This is a genomic window from Priestia sp. YIM B13551, assembly GCF_042787905.1.
Taxonomy (GTDB): Bacteria; Bacillota; Bacilli; order Bacillales; family Bacillaceae_H; genus Priestia.
In genome coordinates, this window is sequence record NZ_JBHZOX010000001.1 from 703,439 (window position 1) to 723,785 (window position 20,347).

At 39.7% G+C, this 20,347-nt stretch carries 19 protein-coding genes; 7 read left to right on the forward strand and 12 right to left on the reverse strand.

Annotated features, from left to right (window positions below; translation table 11 throughout):
• The first annotated feature begins 128 nt into the window (after nucleotides 1-128).
• Nucleotides 129-1,019 carry a PhzF family phenazine biosynthesis isomerase gene (locus ACFX4N_RS03645; protein WP_053487239.1) on the forward strand — a complete coding sequence of 297 codons (891 nt, stop codon included), beginning with the start codon at nucleotides 129-131 and terminating at the stop codon, nucleotides 1,017-1,019.
• Nucleotides 1,020-1,059: 40 nt separating this feature from the next.
• On the opposite strand, the gene ACFX4N_RS03650 is transcribed toward ACFX4N_RS03645, so the two are convergent.
• The 3 genes from ACFX4N_RS03650 to ACFX4N_RS03660 form a co-directional block, all read right to left on the reverse strand.
• Nucleotides 1,060-1,326, reverse strand: coding sequence for a hypothetical protein (locus ACFX4N_RS03650; RefSeq protein ID WP_013083004.1), 267 nt, complete (start codon nucleotides 1,324-1,326; stop codon nucleotides 1,060-1,062).
• A gap of 125 nt (nucleotides 1,327-1,451) precedes the next feature.
• The gene (locus ACFX4N_RS03655) at nucleotides 1,452-2,954 is read right to left on the reverse strand and encodes an NAD(P)H-hydrate dehydratase (protein ID WP_192100450.1); all 1,503 of its coding nucleotides are present in this window, start codon (nucleotides 2,952-2,954) and stop codon (nucleotides 1,452-1,454) included.
• A 14-nt stretch (nucleotides 2,955-2,968) separates the two neighbouring features.
• The gene (locus tag ACFX4N_RS03660; protein ID WP_057273101.1) at nucleotides 2,969-4,006 is read right to left on the reverse strand and encodes a C45 family autoproteolytic acyltransferase/hydrolase; all 1,038 of its coding nucleotides are present in this window, start codon (nucleotides 4,004-4,006) and stop codon (nucleotides 2,969-2,971) included.
• Between the two features lie 142 nt (nucleotides 4,007-4,148).
• On the opposite strand from ACFX4N_RS03660, the gene ACFX4N_RS03665 reads away from it, so the two are divergent.
• The 3 genes from ACFX4N_RS03665 to ACFX4N_RS03675 all read left to right on the forward strand — a co-directional run bounded on the left by ACFX4N_RS03665 (nucleotide 4,149) and on the right by ACFX4N_RS03675 (nucleotide 7,187).
• Entirely contained in the window at nucleotides 4,149-6,026 is a 1,878-nt protein-coding gene (locus ACFX4N_RS03665) for a terpene cyclase/mutase family protein (RefSeq protein ID WP_057273100.1), read from the forward strand.
• Between the two features lie 322 nt (nucleotides 6,027-6,348).
• Complete coding sequence (locus tag ACFX4N_RS03670; RefSeq protein ID WP_029321532.1) at nucleotides 6,349-6,891, forward strand: GNAT family N-acetyltransferase; 543 nt, start codon at nucleotides 6,349-6,351, stop codon at nucleotides 6,889-6,891.
• A gap of 101 nt (nucleotides 6,892-6,992) precedes the next feature.
• Nucleotides 6,993-7,187: a hypothetical protein gene (locus tag ACFX4N_RS03675; RefSeq protein WP_192100451.1), complete on the forward strand. Its 195-nt coding sequence runs from the start codon at nucleotides 6,993-6,995 to the stop codon at nucleotides 7,185-7,187.
• Nucleotide 7,188: 1 nt separating this feature from the next.
• Here the strand turns inward: ACFX4N_RS03675 and ACFX4N_RS03680 are convergent, their stop codons facing one another.
• The 4 genes from ACFX4N_RS03680 to ACFX4N_RS03695 form a co-directional block, all read right to left on the reverse strand.
• Entirely contained in the window at nucleotides 7,189-7,974 is a 786-nt protein-coding gene (locus tag ACFX4N_RS03680; RefSeq protein WP_013056878.1) for an ABC transporter ATP-binding protein, read from the reverse strand.
• Nucleotides 7,975-7,992: 18 nt separating this feature from the next.
• Complete coding sequence (locus ACFX4N_RS03685; RefSeq protein WP_013056877.1) at nucleotides 7,993-8,475, reverse strand: GNAT family N-acetyltransferase; 483 nt, start codon at nucleotides 8,473-8,475, stop codon at nucleotides 7,993-7,995.
• Between the two features lie 158 nt (nucleotides 8,476-8,633).
• Entirely contained in the window at nucleotides 8,634-9,110 is a 477-nt protein-coding gene (locus ACFX4N_RS03690; RefSeq protein ID WP_013056875.1) for a site-2 protease family protein, read from the reverse strand.
• 146 nt (nucleotides 9,111-9,256) lie between these two features.
• Nucleotides 9,257-10,075 carry an AraC family transcriptional regulator gene (locus tag ACFX4N_RS03695; RefSeq protein ID WP_155660429.1) on the reverse strand — a complete coding sequence of 273 codons (819 nt, stop codon included), beginning with the start codon at nucleotides 10,073-10,075 and terminating at the stop codon, nucleotides 9,257-9,259.
• Nucleotides 10,076-10,213: 138 nt separating this feature from the next.
• Here ACFX4N_RS03695 and lacZ point away from each other — a divergent pair, with 138 nt between their 5' ends.
• Nucleotides 10,214-13,318: a beta-galactosidase, LacZ type gene (gene lacZ, locus ACFX4N_RS03700; protein ID WP_057273099.1), complete on the forward strand. Its 3,105-nt coding sequence runs from the start codon at nucleotides 10,214-10,216 to the stop codon at nucleotides 13,316-13,318.
• A 36-nt stretch (nucleotides 13,319-13,354) separates the two neighbouring features.
• On the opposite strand, the gene ACFX4N_RS03705 is transcribed toward lacZ, so the two are convergent.
• The 4 genes from ACFX4N_RS03705 to ACFX4N_RS03720 form a co-directional block, all read right to left on the reverse strand.
• Nucleotides 13,355-14,266, reverse strand: coding sequence for an EamA family transporter (locus ACFX4N_RS03705; protein WP_013056872.1), 912 nt, complete (start codon nucleotides 14,264-14,266; stop codon nucleotides 13,355-13,357).
• A gap of 98 nt (nucleotides 14,267-14,364) precedes the next feature.
• Nucleotides 14,365-16,281 (reverse strand): vWA domain-containing protein, encoded by a 1,917-nt coding sequence (locus ACFX4N_RS03710; protein WP_013056871.1) that lies wholly within the window; start codon nucleotides 16,279-16,281, stop codon nucleotides 14,365-14,367.
• A gap of 11 nt (nucleotides 16,282-16,292) precedes the next feature.
• Nucleotides 16,293-17,207 (reverse strand): ATP-binding protein, encoded by a 915-nt coding sequence (locus ACFX4N_RS03715; protein WP_013056870.1) that lies wholly within the window; start codon nucleotides 17,205-17,207, stop codon nucleotides 16,293-16,295.
• 131 nt (nucleotides 17,208-17,338) lie between these two features.
• Nucleotides 17,339-17,569, reverse strand: a complete 231-nt coding sequence (locus ACFX4N_RS03720) for a YkvS family protein (protein WP_013056869.1) — start codon at nucleotides 17,567-17,569, stop codon at nucleotides 17,339-17,341.
• A 421-nt stretch (nucleotides 17,570-17,990) separates the two neighbouring features.
• On the opposite strand from ACFX4N_RS03720, the gene ACFX4N_RS03725 reads away from it, so the two are divergent.
• Both ACFX4N_RS03725 and ACFX4N_RS03730 read left to right on the forward strand, forming a co-directional pair.
• Nucleotides 17,991-18,485, forward strand: coding sequence for an RNA polymerase sigma factor (locus ACFX4N_RS03725; RefSeq protein ID WP_013056868.1), 495 nt, complete (start codon nucleotides 17,991-17,993; stop codon nucleotides 18,483-18,485).
• On the forward strand, nucleotides 18,482-19,672 hold the full coding sequence (locus ACFX4N_RS03730) for an anti-sigma factor (protein ID WP_192100453.1): 1,191 nt from the start codon (nucleotides 18,482-18,484) through the stop codon (nucleotides 19,670-19,672). Before ACFX4N_RS03725 ends, ACFX4N_RS03730 begins: the two co-directional genes overlap by 4 nt.
• Before the next feature lie 150 nt (nucleotides 19,673-19,822).
• Here ACFX4N_RS03730 and ACFX4N_RS03735 read toward each other — a convergent pair whose 3' ends face one another.
• Complete coding sequence (locus tag ACFX4N_RS03735) at nucleotides 19,823-20,275, reverse strand: helix-turn-helix transcriptional regulator (protein ID WP_057273096.1); 453 nt, start codon at nucleotides 20,273-20,275, stop codon at nucleotides 19,823-19,825.
• Between the last annotated feature and the right edge of the window lie 72 nt (nucleotides 20,276-20,347).

Genomic DNA, 20,347 nt, shown 5'->3' on the forward strand with positions numbered 1-20,347 from the left:
GAAAAACAGCGGGTAAAACTGCTGTTTTTTTATTCTAACGTTCAGGTATTTCACTATTTTAATAGCCAATCATTTAATAACACTGGTTAAAGCTTTCATACAAGGATATAAAAATGGAGGTAATTTCTATGAAAGAAGCGATTGTTTATCAATACGATGCGTTCAGCACGCGCCCTAATAAAGGAAATCCTGCAGGAATCGTGTTTAACGGAGATGATTTTTCAGCTGAAGAAATGCAGAAGATTGCTTATCAAGCACAGTTTAACGAAACGGCTTTTATCATGAAGTCTTCCCGCGCTGATTTACGAATTCGATACTTTACGCCCGGCCAAGAAGCAGATTTGTGCGGTCATGCAACCGTCGCTTCTCTTTATGCTTTACATAGTAAAAACAAACTTCCAAAAACTACATTTACAGTGGAAACAAATGCTGGAATTTTGCCGATGACTGTACAGAATAGAAACGGACAACCTGTTATCACCATGAGTCAAGCTTCTCCGCAGTTTCATCCGTTTTCGGGTTCAAAAGAAAAACTGGCAAAAGCTCTTAATCTTCATATTGATGACCTTGATCAAAGACTTCCTATTGTATATGGAAGTACGGGGAACTGGACGCTTATTGTACCTTTAAAAAATTTAGATGCCTGTAAAAAGATGAAGCCTAATCAAGAAGATTTCCCTCATATTTTAACAGATATGCCAAAAGCATCTATTCATCCCTTTTGTTTTGAAACGATTCACTCAGAAGCCCATATGCACGGAAGACATTTCTCTTCACCATTTTCAGGTACGGTAGAAGACGCCGTAACTGGAACAGCATCAGGCGTAATGGGCGCCTATTATGCGAGATATGTGGACCAGCAAGATAATGACCGCTGGCAATTTGTGATTGAGCAAGGACAGGAAATAGATAAAGATGGCTTCGTTCATGTAAAAATTACAAAAAAAGAGAATACGTATGGTGTGGTAATCGCAGGAGAAGCGGTCTATGTAACCAAGCAAATCGTTTCTCTTTCCTAATAAAAACGTGTCCGCCTATTTGGCGAACACGTTTTTTTGTTTAGTAAATAATAGCCTGTACGCTCATTATTGTAACGGTTAAAATAAGAATCACGTTCCCTATAATTAACCACGGCTTTGCGCTTCCTCTTCTACCTTTAATAGCCGTGATTAGTCCAGCAATGGGCAATAAAGCCATAACGATGACCCAAATTTTACGAAGAATGCTGGAATCCAAATAAAAACCAAACTGCATCATCGCAAATAACACGACTGTGATAAGGAAGAAAAGTGTAGGCACAGCTAAATGAATGCCTCTTGGTCTCATTGAGTAGTACACAACATCACTTTCTTTCTATGTAAAATCTTACGTAAAATAACGTTATCATTTACAAAGAGTTTTGACAACTTTTTGAAGGATTTTGTCAACAAATTTTAATAATCTAGAAGAAATTACTTCTCACCCAGCTGCCCTAAGACTGCCGGCAGTGCAGAAATAACGTCGCTTGCTAACATATCCATCATTGTATGCCCCTGATCGAGCAGCACATCCGCTGCTTTTCCGTGAACATATACCGCATTACTGATTGCTTCTTGAAGAGAATCATGCTGCATAATAAAAGCGAGGATGATCCCTGTTAACGTGTCACCCGTTCCTCCTTTCGCAAGTCCCGCGTTTCCAGTGGTATTTACGTATTGTTTTCCGTCAGGTGTTGTAACAATCGTGTTTGGACCTTTTAATACAAGGTACACACCATTTTCCACTGCGTATTGCCTAGATATTGAAAATCGATTTGCTTCTACTTCGGCGATTGTTGTGTTCACGAGCCTTGCCATTTCTCCCGGATGAGGTGTTAAAATCGTGGCGTGTTCTCTTTCTTTTACTTCTGTTTCTAAATGGGGAAGATGAAAAAGAGCATCGGCGTCCACCACAACAGAAACCGGCTGGTAAAGCACTTGTTCGACGACTTTCTTCGTTTCTTTCGTTCTCCCAAGCCCTGGTCCGACTGCAATGGCATCATACTTCGCTTCTTCTAAAGGTATCTCCCCTGCAAAAAAGCCATCTTTGCTTGGACATGGTTTATACATCACTTCCAGCATGTGACCAGCTGCAATCGCATGAATATCGCTCGGAAGCGCAAGCGTTAAAAGTCCCGCTCCGCTTGTGAGCGCTGCTTTTGACGTTAACATCGGCGCTCCGGGTGTTTGGAGTGAACCTCCTATTACGATTCCTTTTCCGTGTGTACCTTTATTGGACGAAGCATTCCGAATAGGAAAAGATTGTTTAATATGCTGAGTTGACCATACCTCTTTAAAAGATGAACTTTTTTCAATTGCTAACGGCGGAATTCCAATATCTACCACAATCAATTCTCCATAACTTTCTTTGCTGGGGTATGTAAATGCCGTGATTTTCGGCTGCTGAAGCGTAATCGTAGCATCTGCACGTACTGTAAGCTCTTGCTTCTGTTCCATTACTCCACTTGGGACATCGATGCTGTATATGTAAGCCTTAGAGTCGTTTATTTTTTTTATAATATCATCGTAAGGAGATTTGATGCTGCCTTTTACTCCTATCCCTAGTAGACAGTCAATAAGCACCGTATACTTTTTTACAGAGAAATTATCTCCCGCCGATTGCCACGTGAACCCGGCATTTTCATAGATGATCATTGCTTTTTTAGCCGCGCCTTTTATTTTTTCCCGTGCAGGAACTACCCAGACGTCAACTTCATAGCCTTTTGACTTCAAAGCACGGGCAATAACAAAGCCGTCTCCTCCATTGTTTCCCGTTCCTATAAGCAGCCCTATGTTTTCATGTTTTTCGATTCGCTCACTCAGCGCGTTTGCAGCAGTCTGCCCGGCATTTTCCATAAGGGACTCTTCACTCATCCTAATTGTATTCATCATATAATCATCTACTTGATACATCTCTTGATTCGTTACAATTCTCATTATGCTGCTCCTTACTAAAACGGAAATAGTTCATCTGTATTTACCGTTCCTTTTATTTTCGTTATAGTTAATTGTTCTCCTTTCATCCAATCTTCAAACGAGAAAATGAGAGGCTTTGCTTTTCGTCCAATCCCCACAATGACTTGCAGCGTCTCCGGTACATATGCTACTGTATGAAGCGTTCCAGCAGAATTCCGGTAATCTTCTTTAAAAATACCGTATTCATCTTCATTAAATAAAGAGAAAGCTTCAAGAGGCAATAGCTTTTTTTCAATATGATCTCGAATATGATCGAGCCTTTCCTTTGACTCTACCAAATGATGACGATTTTCTTCGACCAGCTGATTAAAATGGTTCGTACACCCCATCATCGTTCCTCTTTGTACATGAACGCCTCGTCCAGATGCTTCGACTACTGCTCCCTGTCCGCTGCGGTCATAAATGGAATAATTGAACGCATGACGATGCGGTGCTCTTTCTAAAATAGCAATAGCCTCTTCTGTCGTTTCACATGTTTCTAAAATAAACCGAGCGAGCGTACAGCAAATAAATCCGTTCGTTTGACGGCGGCGATTAACAAAATGATAGCCAATTGCTAATCCTTTTTCATTCATTCCATCCATTCGCCCCACCATTCTCGTTCCAAATCCGACGCTTGCATATCCTTCATTTGGCTGAAAAAGCAAAAATCGACCTTCGTACGTTTTAGGATGATAATCGTAGTTTCGCACATACACGCCGTGCTGCATAAGAGCCGAACATCCCGTTTTTTTCCACTCTTGCTGATACCCGCTGTACTCATGAATAACGTCTTCAAGAGGCCAATCTAAGCCTTCTGCTAAGCCCACTAGCTCATCCCACAGTCCCGGAGCAAATAAGTCGTAATAATGACGAGCTTCTTTTGCTATCGTTTGATAGCTTCTTAATGAACGTTTTCTTCTTTTTTGATGATTTTCAAACAGCTTTGTTCCTTTATGTAATTTCCCTTGCATTTCACCAAGCTCTCGGTAAGAGCCTCGTCCTTGAATGACTTCTACCTGTATTTCTTTCACTTCTATCACTCCAATTTTCCAGTACCTTTATTGTGCAGCAAGCGCTCTATTCTTTGCAACTTTCTCCTCTCATAGAACTCTCTTCCTTTGAATACAGTTATAAAGAAACAGGTCGAAAGATTGAAAAGCATTATCATAAGAGGTGATCATATTGCTAAAGGAAGTTCAGCTAGAGATTCAGCGAAGAATCGCCTATCTGCGCCCAACACAAAAAAATGACGGGTCATTTCGCTACTGTTTTGAAACAGGCGTTATGCCTGATGCGTTTTTAATTATGCTTCTTCGCACCTTTGATTTAGATAAAGAAGGGTTGATTAAACAATTAACCGAACGGATCGTTTCCCTTCAAAATGAAGATGGTCTTTGGACGTTGTTTGATGATGAAGAACATAACTTATCCGCCACTATTCAAGCTTATACAGCTCTTTTATATTCAGGGTATTACCAAAAAAACGACCGGATTTTGCGAAAAGCAGAAAGATATATTATAGATTCGGGAGGCATTTCGCGCGCTCATTTTCTTACAAGATGGATGCTTTCTGTTAACGGTTTATACGAGTGGCCAAAGCTATTTTACCTCCCGCTTTCTCTTTTGCTCGTGCCTACCTATGTACCGCTTAACTTTTATGAATTAAGCACCTATGCCAGAATTCACTTCGTTCCGATGATGGTAGCAGGAAACAAAAAATTTTCACTTACTTCTAGGCATACACCTTCTCTTTCTCATTTAGATGTAAGAGAACAGAAACAGGAATCGGAGGAAACTACTCAAGAATCACGCGCTTCTATTTTTTTAGTCGACCATTTAAAACAGCTGGCTTCTTTACCTTCTTACATCCACAAGCTTGGTTATCAAGCAGCGGAGCGTTACATGCTAGAAAGAATTGAAAAAGACGGAACACTCTACAGCTACGCCACCTCTACTTTTTTTATGATTTACGGTCTTTTGGCTCTTGGCTATAAAAAAGATTCATTTGTGATCCAAAAAGCAATTGACGGTATTTGTTCACTACTTAGTACATGCAGCGGCCACGTGCACGTAGAAAACTCCACGTCAACCGTTTGGGATACCGCGCTGCTATCTTACGCTCTACAGGAAGCAGGTGTACCGCAGCAAGATCCTATGATTAAAGGCTCAACTCGCTACTTAAAGAAAAGACAGCATACAAAGCTTGGAGATTGGCAGTTTCATAACCCAAATACAGCACCTGGAGGCTGGGGGTTTTCCGATATTAATACGAATAACCCTGACTTAGACGATACGTCTGCTGCTATCAGAGCTCTTTCTAGAAGAGCACAAACCGATACAGATTATTTGGAGTCTTGGCAAAGAGGCATTAACTGGCTGCTGTCCATGCAAAACAAAGACGGGGGTTTTGCTGCATTTGAAAAAAATACTGACTCTATTTTATTTACTTATCTCCCGCTTGAAAATGCAAAAGATGCAGCGACGGATCCGGCTACTGCCGATTTAACCGGTCGAGTGCTTGAGTGCCTCGGAAACTTTGCTGGTATGAATAAATCCCACCCTTCGATTAAAGCTGCAGTAAAATGGCTGTTTGATCATCAATTGGATAACGGGAGCTGGTACGGCCGGTGGGGAGTTTGCTACATTTACGGAACGTGGGCCGCTATTACAGGACTTCGTGCTGTAGGGGTTTCTGCTTCTGATCCGCGTATCATCAAAGCTATCAACTGGCTCAAAAGCATTCAACAAGAAGACGGTGGATTCGGAGAATCATGCTATAGCGCTTCTTTAAAAAAATATGTGCCACTATCGTTTAGCACCCCTTCTCAAACGGCTTGGGCTCTCGATGCTTTAATGACAATATGTCCATTAAAAGATCGAGCCGTTGAAAAAGGAATTAAATTTTTACTGAATCCAAATCTTACAGAGCAGCAAACTCATTACCCCACGGGAATTGGTCTTCCTGGACAATTTTATATTCAGTACCACAGCTACAATGATATTTTTCCTCTTCTTGCACTTGCTCACTACGCAAAAAAACATTCTTCGTAAAGAGGCTGGCAGAAAAGTAGTTTAGCTGAAGGAAGATCCGAACGATGAATCGAGATTCTTGCTTGAGAATCCAACTCGTTCGGATTTTTTCATTTGTAGAATGAACGTAGGCTTCATGTATGTAGAGCAGTTAATGGAAAGCCAAGGCTTGCACGGAAGTCAACCGCGGTGTAACAAGCACTCCATACTAGCGTACCGATCCCATTTGTTTTAAGATTCGATGGACATAGTTATGTCTGAATTTCTTTTATACATAAAAGCAGGTTTTTTAGGAGACAAGTGGAATACCTTTTTAAATGTTAGAAAAGAAAGGATGCATCAAATGAATAATGTTTCACCACTTTTAAAAGGAAAAAACGTGATACTAAGAAAACCAAAAGACAGCGATGTAAATGACTATCTAGCATGCAAACAAACAAAAGAACTTATTCGCATGTACGGAGGCGATACCCGAAACTTAAAACCTCTTACATTACAAGATGCCAAGCGGCACGTCGAGTACATAAAGTCTCAAAAGCTGAATTGGTGTATTGAATATGAGCAGCGTTTTGTTGGAGAAGCACGGCTGACCGTTAACGAGCACGACCGGCGCGCACGGTATGCAATTGGTTTATTTGATTCTTCCGTCTGGAATCAAGGGCTAGGCACCGAAGTTACAAAATTGGTACTTGCGTACGCATTTGAACACCTTCACTTGCACAGAGTCGATTTACGAGTGCTCGAATACAACCATAGAGCCATTGCTTGTTATGAAAAATGCGGTTTTGTAAAAGAAGGAATAGAGCGTGAAGGTGCTTTTATTGAAGAAGCATTTCAGACAGATCTTATCATGAGTATACTCGAACAAGAATATTATCAGCTGTAGAAAAGAGAATCAGCTGTCGTCATCCTACTTCTTTAAAAGTTCGTATAGCCCAAGCCTTTTGTGAATAAAGTAACATAACGATATAATCAAAGGAGCCAACGATGACAGCTTATGATTCCTCTTCTTTTGTATTTGTAACCATTGATAAACATGACATTGCTGCTTTTTTACTAATTGATATTATTTGCAGCACCACTATTTATGTAGCATGTAAACATTATCTCCACAATGAGCTTGTTTCCATTGCAAGCAGCGCTCTTTTTCCCATGGTATGTAAGAAGTTTTCTCGACGCTAGCTCAGCTTTTTACCGGTTCTTTTAATGACAGCCAAGTGCGTTCCTTCTGCTGCTGAATCTCTACGGAGTGATTAAAAAATTTAGAAAGATGCGGCTCAGTGAGCTGGTCTTTCGTTTTTCCAGAAGAAAACACTTCTCCTTGGCGCATACAAAGCGTATGGGTAAAGCACGGCAAAATTTCTTCTACATGGTGAGTAACATAAATAAGCGTAGGCGCTTTTGGCTGCTCTGCCATTTTTGCAATCAGCTGAAGAAGCTGTTCTCGGGCCATTATATCTAGTCCTGTACATGGCTCATCAAGTATTAAAAGCTTTGGTGAAGCCATAAGAGCTCGGGCAATTAGCACTCGCTGGCGCTCTCCTTGAGAAAGTGTTCCGTACGCCTGATTTTGTAAATCTTCGCAATTTAGCAGCTTCATTAATTCTATAGCTTGGTTCATATCTTTTTGCTCCACTTGTTCATACAAACCAATAGATGCAAATTTGCCGCTTAAAATCATTTCTAAAACCGTATCGTCATCTTGAAACCGCTGCTGAAGCGAAGAACTTACCCACCCGATTTCTTTTCTGAGCTCAGACAGATTTGTTTCTCCAAATTTCCTTGAGAGAACTTCTACTTGGCCTTTTGTAGGCCAGATATATCCGTTGATTATATTTAAAAGCGTCGTTTTTCCGGAACCATTTAACCCAAGCAAACACCAATGTTCCCCTTTTTTCACTAACCACGACACGTTTTTTAAAATTTCTTTTTCTGCTCGTTTTACCGAAACGTTCTTAATTTTGATCATGCTAACACTCCTATACTCTCATTTTTCATTATATATACTATAAAAGAATAATGATTTGTCCCATTTGTTAACTTGCTTTTCTTTTTTCATGCCAATTCTTTCAGCCACTTTAATCGATGGGTAATTGTCAGGATCTATCAATGATGTAATTTTCTGAAATTTCAGCGTATGAAGTCCATAATCTAAGCAAGCTTTTGCTGCTTCACTCGCATAGCCCTTCCCCCAGCGGCTGCGTAAGAATAAATAACCAAGTTCTGGATCTACCTTTCCGTCTACTTTTTGAAGAACCATGCCGCACTGCCCTAGAAACTCTCCTTTCTGTTTATCCTCAGCGATCCACATGCTAATGCCGTACGTTTGATAATGCTGCTTCATCCATTGAATCCAACGGCGTGTGTCTTGTTCGCTTTTAGTAGAAGAATAATACTTCATTGCTTCAGCATCCTCAAAGATTTTCAGTAAATTTTCTGCATCGCTTTCGGCCATGGCTCGCAGCGTCATTCGTTCTGTCTCAATAATCGTATGAATCCTCTCCTTTCTTACATTCCAATATCTACTATCTTTATTATCCGCTACTATTTTCTTTTCGTAAAGTTTTCCTTTTTTTATTTAAATGAACGAGAAAAAACGCACCAAAAAAGGCTGCTACACACAGCCCTTTAATCTGGATCACACGTTTTCCCGTACCGTAATACGTTATATATAGCACGTCCATCACTTGCAGATGTCTCTGTATATTGAATTGGCAGCAGTGAGAAAATAACATAATAGACTGAAAAATAAACAAATTGATAGCAAAATATATCTTCAGGCAGAATATTAGCCATAATTAATCCATTTATTATAAAAATAGTAAGCACATTAAACAGTACACCACCCGCATACACCACTGCATGAGAAATGCGACTGTCATTCTTAAGATTTTCATATTTACAAAACGAGTCTAAAAAATAGACTGACTTAATTTTAAACTTCCCCATTTTAAGAATCGTTTTCCCTCGCCCAATAGTAAAATCGACCTTCCCTCCGAAAATAATTGCCATGACGGAATGCCCCAGCTGATGAACAAATGATACAAGTGGCAATACAAGACAGAATGACCACACAAACTTTGGAAGATCATTTAACCCAAACACGTTTATCCCTCCTTTTTGTTTCTTCTCTCTACTTTTCCTCCCCGTTTTCACTTAAAACTACATTTAATTTCTTTTTTAAAACTCATACGGAATAACTAGCATACACTTCATGTCTTATGACCTAGATAAACCCTGATGTATGTAGCTTATGAAAAATACATTTTTCGAAAAATAGTTGGCGTAACGTTTTCCTGTTCTTTGAAACGCTTGATAAAGTAGCTTGGATGTTCATACCCTACTTGTCTTGCTATATCTTGTACAGAGATTTGGTTGTTTTTAAGCAGCAGTTTCTTTGCTTTTTGAATCCGCACGCGCGTTACGTATTCAAATGGCCGGATGCCAAGAGATTGTTGAAAAAGCAAACACGTATACTGCTCCGTTACGTTGAGCTGCTGCGCCAGTACTTCTAGCGTTAACGGCTGATGATAATATTCCTCGATATAACGAAGGACTGGGTTTAGCTGAGTAATTTGCTGCAGGCGACTTTTGCTTTCTATATATACGCTGTCTTGGCGAAGTTTTAAAATGACGCTATATAGTAGTTCAGAGCACTGCATGGTGCTAGAGGTATGATTTTCTTCTAACCGATCCATTAGTTCTTGAAGCATCCTGTAAAGACTTTCAGCATTTGTAAGGACGATTTTTCCCGAATTAATAAATTGAAGAGAAAGCATGATATCATCAATCACACTTCCGTTAAAAGAAACCCAGCATACTTGCCATTCGCTCGTAACGGGATAGTATTCGTGCGGAACGTGCGGCGTCAGAAACATCCCTTCATTTTCTTTTATAATATAAACCTCATCATTTACACGAAGCTCGCCTCTTCCTTTTATGCATTGAATCCATTGATAATCAGGAAACTCTCCCTGACGCTTAATATGCTTTTGGTGTCTCCAGCTTCCAGCGCTTGTAACATAGAATGGCAGTTTCATATCTTCATCTGAAAGGGCCGGAAAGTACATACGGTCCACATTACTTCCCCCTTTTTATGTGAATATAGTTATATTATCATGAAAATAATTGGATTGATAAGGTTTTCAGAAAACGTTATCATTTTCATATAAACTAATAACCTAGTACTTTAGAAATGAGGGATCGACGTGTTAAAAACCGGCAAGAAATTTCATTATACAGCACCTGCAAACGGATACCCTGAATGGAATAACAACCCTGAAATTTTTCAATTGAACCGTTCAAAAGCACACGCTTTACTTATGCCTTATCAAACGGTCGAAGAGGCCTTAAAAAATGATAGAAAATCTTCTGTTTACTATCAAAGCTTAAATGGCAGCTGGTATTTTCATTTTGCTGAAAATGCAGATGCCCGCGTCAAAAACTTTTTCGCACCTGAGTTTTCATATGAGAAATGGGACTCTATTTCAGTTCCTTCACATTGGCAGCTGCAAGGATATGACTATCCTCAATATACAAACGTGACATACCCTTGGGTTGAAAATGAAGAGCTCGAACCTCCTTTTGCACCGACTAAATATAACCCTGTCGGTCAGTACATCCGTACTTTTACACCTAAACCAGAATGGAAAGATCAGCCGGTGTACGTCAGCTTCCAAGGCGTCGAATCTGCTTTTTACGTATGGATTAACGGTGAGTTTGTTGGATACAGCGAAGACAGCTTTACTCCAGCTGAATTTGATATAACTTCTTACCTTCAAGAAGGTGAAAATACGATAGCAGTAGAAGTATATCGCTGGAGTGATGCAAGCTGGCTTGAAGACCAAGATTTTTGGCGAATGAGCGGCATCTTCCGAGATGTGTATCTCTATTCTACTCCACCAGTTCACATCTATGACTTTAGCGTTCGTTCGTCGCTTGATAACAACTACCAAGATGGTGAACTTATCGTTTCAGCTGATATCTTAAACTACTTTGAGCACGATACTCAAGGTCTAACATTTGAAGCCACGCTGTATGACGCGAATGGCCAAGAAGTACTACAAGCTCCGCTGCAAATAAATTTAAGTGTGAGCGATCAACGTACAGTCTCCTTGCGTACACACATTAAAAGCCCTGAAAAATGGAGTGCAGAAAGCCCTCATTTGTATACGCTTGTACTCAGCTTAAAGAATTCTGCTGGTTCTATTATTGAAACAGAAAGCTGTAAAGTCGGCTTCCGTACATTTGAACTAAAGAACGGTCTTATGACAATCAACGGCAAACGTATTGTACTTCGAGGAGTGAATCGCCACGAATTTGATTCAGTAAAAGGCCGGGCAGGCATCACGCGCGAAGACATGCTTCACGACATTTTGCTGATGAAACAGCATAATATTAACGCCGTGCGTACATCCCATTATCCTAACGATTCAGTATGGTATGAACTGTGTGATGAATACGGACTGTACGTTATTGATGAAACCAATTTAGAAACGCACGGAACGTGGACTTATTTACAAGAAGGTGAGCAAAAAGCCGTTCCAGGAAGCAAGCCAGAATGGAAAGAAAACGTATTGGATCGCTGTCGTTCGATGTACGAACGTGACAAAAACCACCCTTCTATCATTATTTGGTCGCTTGGAAACGAATCATTTGGCGGAGAAAACTTTCACCATATGTATACCTTTTTTAAAGAAAAAGATTCCACACGACTTGTTCATTACGAAGGAATCTTCCATCATCGCGACTATGATGCTTCAGATATAGAAAGCACGATGTACGTTAAGCCAGCAGATGTAGAGCGCTATGCATTAATGAATCCGAAAAAACCTTACATCTTATGTGAATACAGTCATGCAATGGGCAATTCATGCGGGAATTTATACAAATACTGGGAGCTGTTCGATCAATATCCGATCTTGCAAGGCGGTTTTATATGGGACTGGAAAGATCAAGCTCTTCAAACAACAGCAGAAGACGGTACTTCTTACTTAGCTTACGGGGGAGATTTTGGTGATACGCCTAACGATGGTAACTTCTGCGGAAACGGCTTAATCTTTGCTGATGGGACAGCTAGCCCTAAAATTGCAGAAGTAAAAAAATGCTATCAGCCCGTAAAGTGGACAGCAGTCGACGCTGCTAAAGGAAAGTTTTCCGTTCAAAACAAACACTTGTTTACAAACTTGAACGCCTATGATTTTGTTTGGACTGTTGAAAAAAACGGTGAACTCGTTGAAAAGCATGCGTCTCTTTTAAATGTAGCTCCTGATGGTACAGAAGAACTGACGCTTTCTTATCCTCTTTATGAGCAAGAAAATGAAACTGATGAATTTGTTTTAACTCTTTCTCTCAGATTGTCCAAAGATACAGCTTGGGCTTCAGCTGGATATGAAGTGGCATACGAACAGTTTGTACTGCCTGCCAAAACCGCTGTACCTTCAGTAAAAGCTGCTCATCCTGCTTTAACCGTTGACCAAAATGAACAAACGCTTACGGTTACAGGAACTAACTTCACGGCTATTTTTGATAAGCGAAAAGGACAGTTTATTTCTTACAACTATGAGCACACCGAGCTGCTTGCGTCGGGTTTCCGTCCGAATTTTTGGCGTGCAGTAACCGATAATGACCTCGGGAATAAACTGCATGAAAGATGTCAAACGTGGCGTCAAGCAAGCTTAGAGCAGCATGTGCAAAACATAAGTGTTCAGCCGCAAATTGACTTTGTTATCATTTCGGTTGAACTAGCTTTAGACAACTCTCTTGCTTCTTGCTATGTAACGTATACGCTATATAACGATGGTGAAATGAAGATTGAACAATCTTTAGCACCTTCTGAGACAATGCCTGAAATTCCTGAAATCGGCATGCTGTTTATGATGAATGCGGCTTTTGATTCTTTAACGTGGTACGGAAGAGGACCTCATGAAAATTATTGGGACCGTAAAACTGGCGCTAAGCTGGCCCTTCATAAAGGCAGTGTAAAAGAGCAAGTTACACCGTATTTACGCCCTCAAGAATGCGGAAATAAAACGGACGTTCGATGGGCCACTATTACAAACGATCAAGGACGCGGCTTTTTGATAAAAGGTTTGCCAACAGTCGAGCTGAACGCTTTACCTTACTCACCTTTTGAACTGGAGGCTTACGATCATTTTTACAAATTGCCGTCAAGCGATTCAGTAACCGTGCGGGTTAACTACAAGCAAATGGGCGTTGGCGGAGACGACAGCTGGGGAGCTAAAACACATCCTGATTACACACTATATGCTAACCGCTCGTATACAAACACGTTTACACTAAAACCTCTATAAAAGTAAAAAGGACTTTCAAATGAAAGTCCTTTTTACTTATGACGTCACCTCTGGCTTTCGCTGAGAAAGTAAAAATACCGTAGCGATAATAAGAATCGTACCTAACCACTCCGTCCATCCAAAGGTCACATGAAGCCATAGAACAGAGAGCGCCGCTGCTGATAAAGGCTCTGCTGACGCAAGAACAATGGCTTCAGAAGCGCTAATATGCTTCAAACTTTCCAAATAGCAATAAAATGCAATAAGCGTTCCAAAGATGACTACAAATAACACCGCACACAGCGACAATAGCGACCACTCACCTGCTATATGCCACGGCGGGTGAATAAATGAAAAACTTACTCCACCTATCACCATTCCCCAGCCTACTACTTCAATTGAGCTCCATTTCGCAAGAAGGCGTTTAGGCTGAAGCGTATAAAAAGCAGACGTCACAGCTGCCCCAATCCCCCAAAACAACGCCCATCCTGTAATAGACAGCTCGTTAAAATTTCCGCTTGTTGCAAGAAAAAATGTCCCCGTTATGACGAGCGCAACAGAAATCATTTCTACTTTCACCGGCCACTTTCTTGCTTGCACAGCTAAATAGCCAATAATAAATATTGGCGACGTATATTGAAGCACTGTAGCTGTAGCAGCGTTTCCTGCTTCAATAGCTGCAAAATATGTATACTGCACGCCGAGCATACCGATTACACCAAACAAAAGCAGCGAAGTCCTCTCTTCTTTTGTTTTCCAAATTGCAAAAATATTGCGCTGCTTAGAGGCTATTGCCAAAAGCAGCAATCCGGATACTAACATACGAACGACGACCAGCCATTCTGCGTTAAAACTTTTATGCTGAAATAAATATTGAGCCACCGTGCCAGATACTCCCCACATTGTGGCACCAATGATTACAAGCAGCAGCCCCCATGCTCTTCTAGATGACGTTTGAACTCCTTCCACTTGCCATTCCTTCTCTCTTTTTCATATATATTTAACTTACCTCGCTCCTCTTTAACGGTCAATAGCAAAAAAAGTCGAAGCAATATGCTTCGACTTTTTTAAATGCTTTTATGAAGTAATTTCTTCAGTAAAGGAAATAGCACATCGGGAAGTTCTTCGATGTTTGGTACTAGAATACTATATTTCCCGTACATATTTTGAATGGTTTTCTTTTGTCCTTCATCAATTTCTCCGTTGGATAAAAAGACGTTGATGACTTCAATTCCGTGCTTGCGTGCTTCTAATACCGCTTCGTGCGTATCTACAATACCATTTTGTTCATATCCCATAGCGGCTGGTTCACCGTCTGAAAACACAAGTAAAAACTTCTGCTGTTCAGAACGCTGAAGCAAACGGCGTGTCATATGGCGAATAGCAAATCCATCACGGTTGTCTTCTTCAGGCTCAAGCTGCATAATTTCAGGACCGCTTTTACGCTTTAACGATGCTTGAAAGTCCATAACCGTCTGCAGGTAGTTAGGCTGGCTCGTTTCGGTGGCATCATTTGTATCTTCCCAAAACCCTACAATTTGATGAGGCACCATAACAGACTTTAACGCTTCATGAAATAGCGTAATCCCAAGCTTCGTTTCATCCATTTTGTCGTACATCGATGCGGAACAGTCAACTAAAAGAGAAAAGACGGCATCAATTTGCGCAGAATCTTCATCTTTTTTATAAAACAAACGAGGATTGTCGTCTGTCCATAGTTTTAGAAGCTTTTTATTCAATCGGCCAAAGTGCAGCTCGCTTCTAGGAAGCGTTTTTTTATGTTCAAGCGTTTTTTCAATCATTTGCTTTAATTTCTTTTGATACGATGCAATAATTTTTTTATTCTCATCATACTGAACAACGTGATCGTCGTTCGGAAGTTTAGAATCTATAAAAACAGCATAGGCATGCTTATTTTCTTTCCCATACTCATAATCCGCTTCCCCGTCTTTTTCCGGATGCGTTTGCTCCATGGCTTCGATTTGAGAATAATCGTTGCGCGATGTTTTTTGAGAAGACCCTTGCACCATGCCCATTGCTTGATCTCCATCGTCGCCTTCACGAACACCATCGCCTAGCATGTCTGTTTTTGAGCCTTGATCCATATCAAACTGTAGAAAACTTTGCGTCGCTTCGCTTGTCTCTCGATGCCACATTTCCATTTTCTCTTCGTGAATGTCTTCATCCCCGTCTTTTTCATGCTCTAAAATATCATCGTTCACTAATGAATCTTTGCGCTTTAAATCTTCAAATGTTAACCCTTCTTCTAACTGATCATACTGGAGTTCAGCCAAGAAGAAATAGGTATTAAGCATATCTTTTTCAATAATATCATCAAAAACATCTACAAGTTCAAGACAGATGCGCGATACATCTTTTGTTGTTTTAGCTTCATATACATTTGTTAGCTGTCTGCGAATAAAAGGCATCGCTAAATTAATCGATTCACTCATTGAAGGAATTTCTTCAAATGGATTTTCGGCCGTCAATAGCAAGTAGATGCCGTTAAAAAGTGCATCCGTATACACGCTTTTTGTTAAATTTGCGCTCATTTGTGTAGCAAAATATTTTCTATAGAGCTGTCTTCTGACGGCGAAGGCTTTTTTCGTTCCAGAACGTTCGCGTTTGCATACTTCTTCTAAACGAATATCTTCAAACAGCATAAACAGCTGCTTAGCTAAGCTAGGTACCGAGGTTTTATTTATTTTCTTTAAATATGCATTAATTTCTTTGAAGTTTGAATGCTTATAGCTTCCAATACTTCTTAAAAATACATCACTTTTTAAGCCGTACACTTTGTCTTGTTCTGGACGGTTATCCCAAAAGTGACTGAGATAAATAATGCCGTGTACAGGATCATAATAAGACGAAACGCGATACTCTACTTCAATTTCATCATTTTTTGTTAATGTTTTCGTTAAATCTGCCAGCTCCATATAGAGAAAGGAATCTACATTTTTGTCGTTAAATTTAATAAATCGCATAGCGCCACTCCTTACTCAAATAATGTTTCAGCAATATTTTGAATGGCGGCTTTTTCCCTTTCATCTTCTAGCTTTTCAATAATACCGCGTTTAATCGCGCGAAGAGGCGGCATATAAAGAGCTAAATCACACGTATCGATAAGCGCACGAATAGACGCAGCTTCTTCTGATACATGGCCGCTTTGAACTTGAGTAATTAAATCTGCAGAGAGCGTGACAAATTTATCAATTAATTTTTCGTCTTTTAACTGAGACTGAGACATCAGAACTTGCTTTAAGCTGCCTCCTTGAATATACGGAACTTCAATAACAACAAAACGATTTTTTAATGCTTCGTTTAATGGAACAGTACCAACATACCCCTCATTAATAGCCGCTACTACGCCGAACGTTTGCTGACCGCGTACTACATCTCCAGTGAATGGGTTCGTAATCATTTTCCGGTAATCAAGAACCCCGTTTAAAATAGGAAGCGTTTCAGGTTTAGCCATGTTAATTTCATCAATATATAATAAATGGCCTTTTTTCATTGCCTGAATAACAGGTCCTTCCACAAACTCAATACCTGTTTTCCCTTCTTGTTCAGCAATTGTTTTAAAACCAAGCAGCGCTTCTGCATCTAAGTCAACCGAGCAGTTAACGCTATGCATCGGCTGAGAAAATAAATGCGACAGCGTTTCAGCCAGCTTTGTTTTACCTGAACCTGTTGGCCCCTTTAAAAGTACATTTTTCCCTAGTGACAAGGCAATAATGGCATCTTCTAAAATATCTGCTTCTTCTGCTGTATAGCCGCCTTTTCCAATTAATAGCTGATCAGCATCGGACAAATTTTCATATTTACGATTCGCTAAAAGCGAAAGAACCTCTTGCGGTAATGATAATTGTGATAGTTGAATTGACATAACAAAAATCCTTTCTTTCTGCATACTTTCTATAGTTTACTAAAAAACATTGTTCATCTCAAAGAATTGCTTTACCTACGCTTTTCTCTAAGGTTTCCGATAGAAAAATCGCAGCCTTTAAACATATATTCAGTAAAAAAAAGTAGGTTATTCACCTACTTTTTTACGATTTTATAGTTTTTATGATTAACAACTGTTTTCATGGATTCGCCCGTTTCAGCATCTTTCCCAAAATCTACGATAACCGAATTGTCTCGCACTACCATAACAATTCCTTTAAATCCTTTATAGTCGCCTTTTTTTGGCTGAATCGTATCGCCAACTTTAGCTGCTTTGACTTTAGGTGCTTGTTCTTCTGTACCTTGTGTATTTTCTACGTCCATCATGACCCCACCTTTTCCAATTTACCGTGTTTTTTATAAGTGAAAACACAATTTAATTTACTTTTTGTTGAAAATACTTAGTTCATTTTCCCACAAACATCCATGGTTAAACAACATGTGTTTGTCCATTTTTATTTTGCAAACAAACGCTGTATTTTTTATTATGTATGTAGCTGTTTTTTGTAAGAGCACATCCTTGTTCTATCATAACATTTTCTGTTTCCTTCGAACACCAATTACCCTTTAGTTTTTTAAAAAAATGACAAATTACACGGAATTATGTCGAATTTCATATGGTTTTCTTTTTAGTATGATAAGCTATATATCGTATTTTAAGCATCTTTTATCTATTACATACGATTTTTAATAAAAAAACCGAAACTTTTATCCACAAATTGCGTTGATTAAATGAAAGGGGGAGAAAATGGCACAACAGCATAACTTTGAACACATTTATAAACAGCACATGCATGATTTGCTGCGCTATCTTCTCTCTCTTACTCGCAGAAAAGAATCAGCGGAAGATTTAATGCAGGAGACCTTTTACCGGGCACTTTTACACTTAGAAACATATAAAGGCGAGGAAGTGAAGCCTTGGCTGTTCAAAATTGCTTATCACGCCTTTATTGACTGGTATCGAAAAGAAAAAAAACGCCCTACTGTCGAAATAGAAGAATGGCACTTTACTCCTCAGCCAAGTGCTGAAGAACAAGTGATGATTCAAAGTGAAATCGACGGCTGGCTTTCTGATGTATCTGCTTTGCCTCCGGCTAAGCAGAATATTGTACTGCTACGAGATTATCACGGCTTCACATATGAAGAGATTGCAGAAATGACTGGCTTTACTCTGTCAAAAGTGAAAATGGACTTGTATCGTGGTCGTCAACAATTGAAAAAAAGAAAGGAAGAGGACGGATGAGCTGTCAAGATATGAAGCATCAATGGGAAAAATATAAAAACGGCACTTTGACAGACAAAGAAGCAGAAACACTTGAAGAACATACGGAAAATTGTGAAGCATGCTCAGCTCATTTGGAGCACTTGCTAACCGAAGATGAACCGTTATCGCCAACTGCATCAGCTACTTCATTAAGTGACGATACGATGTTGGATAATAAAAAAGTTAAAAAGTCCATTTATATCGCCAAATGGAAGCAGCGCCTTTCAAATGTGACAACTGTCATTGGCTCTGTCGTTCTGCTATGGATAATCGGCAGCTTTTTATCTATTGTATATTATCATCAATCAAAAACCGAATACATAAACAGCGTGAATCAAGCGGCTATCGAATCTGCTTTTCCGAACGTTCATATACGTGAAACCACTTCTGATACACAGTCCTTTTTCCGCATGCAGTCGCAAATGGAAGCTTATAAGCAAATTGGACGTGAAGAGCAGGCCATTGGGACGTTTACATTTCATCAGCTGTTTGATAAAACAAGCGGTGTAGAAAAAGAATTTCCTGGCGGCAAATACGATCTTAACCTTTCTTTTGTCTATCCTGATCCAAAAAAACTAAAGCAACATACAAAAGAGTATAAGGAATGGACGAATGAAACATGGAAAGCATTAGAAAATCTACCAAAAGGAACGGTAAGCGAAGTGGCTATTTCTTTTGATGATACGTACTCGCTAAAAGAAGTTCAGCAAAAAATGAACACCATCGACAGCCGTGATTTTTCTACCTCTTGGTACGCGCTTAATACAGGGCACGAACAAAAAACAAGTACAAAAGACGAGCCATTAATTGACTTAACATCAACATTTGGCTTTCCAGAGTTTCTAGACTTACCTTACGAACACAAAGGAAATCAAACCCACTCTACTAGCAAGTCGAACGTTTTAAATATGATGAAACTATTAGCTGATAATGAAGAAACGGTCCAAAAAGTTCGTCAGCTAGACCATTCGGATCTGTTGCTAAAGCAGCGATATTCTTATGTAAAAAAACATGGCGTCGGTGTGTACGGCGTTGTGATTACAGGGCCTACAAAAAAGCTTCTGAAATTAAAAAATGATCCGTCGATCACATATGCGTCACTTGGAGATGTAGAGCTATGGAATTGGTTCAGTCGTCCCTCATCAGGTACCTTAATGAATCAGTAGAGGCTGAGACAAAAGTATAGCAATGGAAGAAAAATCCGAACGATGAATCAAGACTCTTGATGGAGAATCAAATTCGTTCGGATTTTTTTATGGATAGGGTGAACGTAGGTTTCATATATGCAGTGATTTCGTTACGTCCCGGCCTCTTTTTTATTCATTCGTTAATTCTTCAAACCTTTTTACCGCTTCGCTTTTATCAAATGAACTAAACCATCGATAGTCTTGGTCATCTAAAACGCGATAGTGCTGACTAATCATATTTTGCTGCAGACGAAAAGAGCCTTCTTTTTGAATTTCTTTCCACCATACTCTTCCTCCGAGCGTTCTATCTTTTGGAGAAGATACGCCGTTATGAGCAATGATTTCTACTACTTCTAAAGGAACGTCTCCTAAAACCGATTGAAGGATTTCACTGTCACCAAACAAACCGCATACTGCAACAGTGGTCGTCCACCCTGCTTCCGTGCGCCCTTTTTCAATTTGAACCAATGTTTTTTTGGAAATACCAATGACTTCAGCCATTCTGTCTTGTGAATAGTTTCTTTCTAAACGAATTAATCGTATTTTATCTGATACTGATTTAATTACTTCTTGTTTATTCATTTTCACAGCCCTTTCTTTCTATACACGTACATTTCTTTAGTGTAATATTACACCTAATTAAAGAAGAGTTTC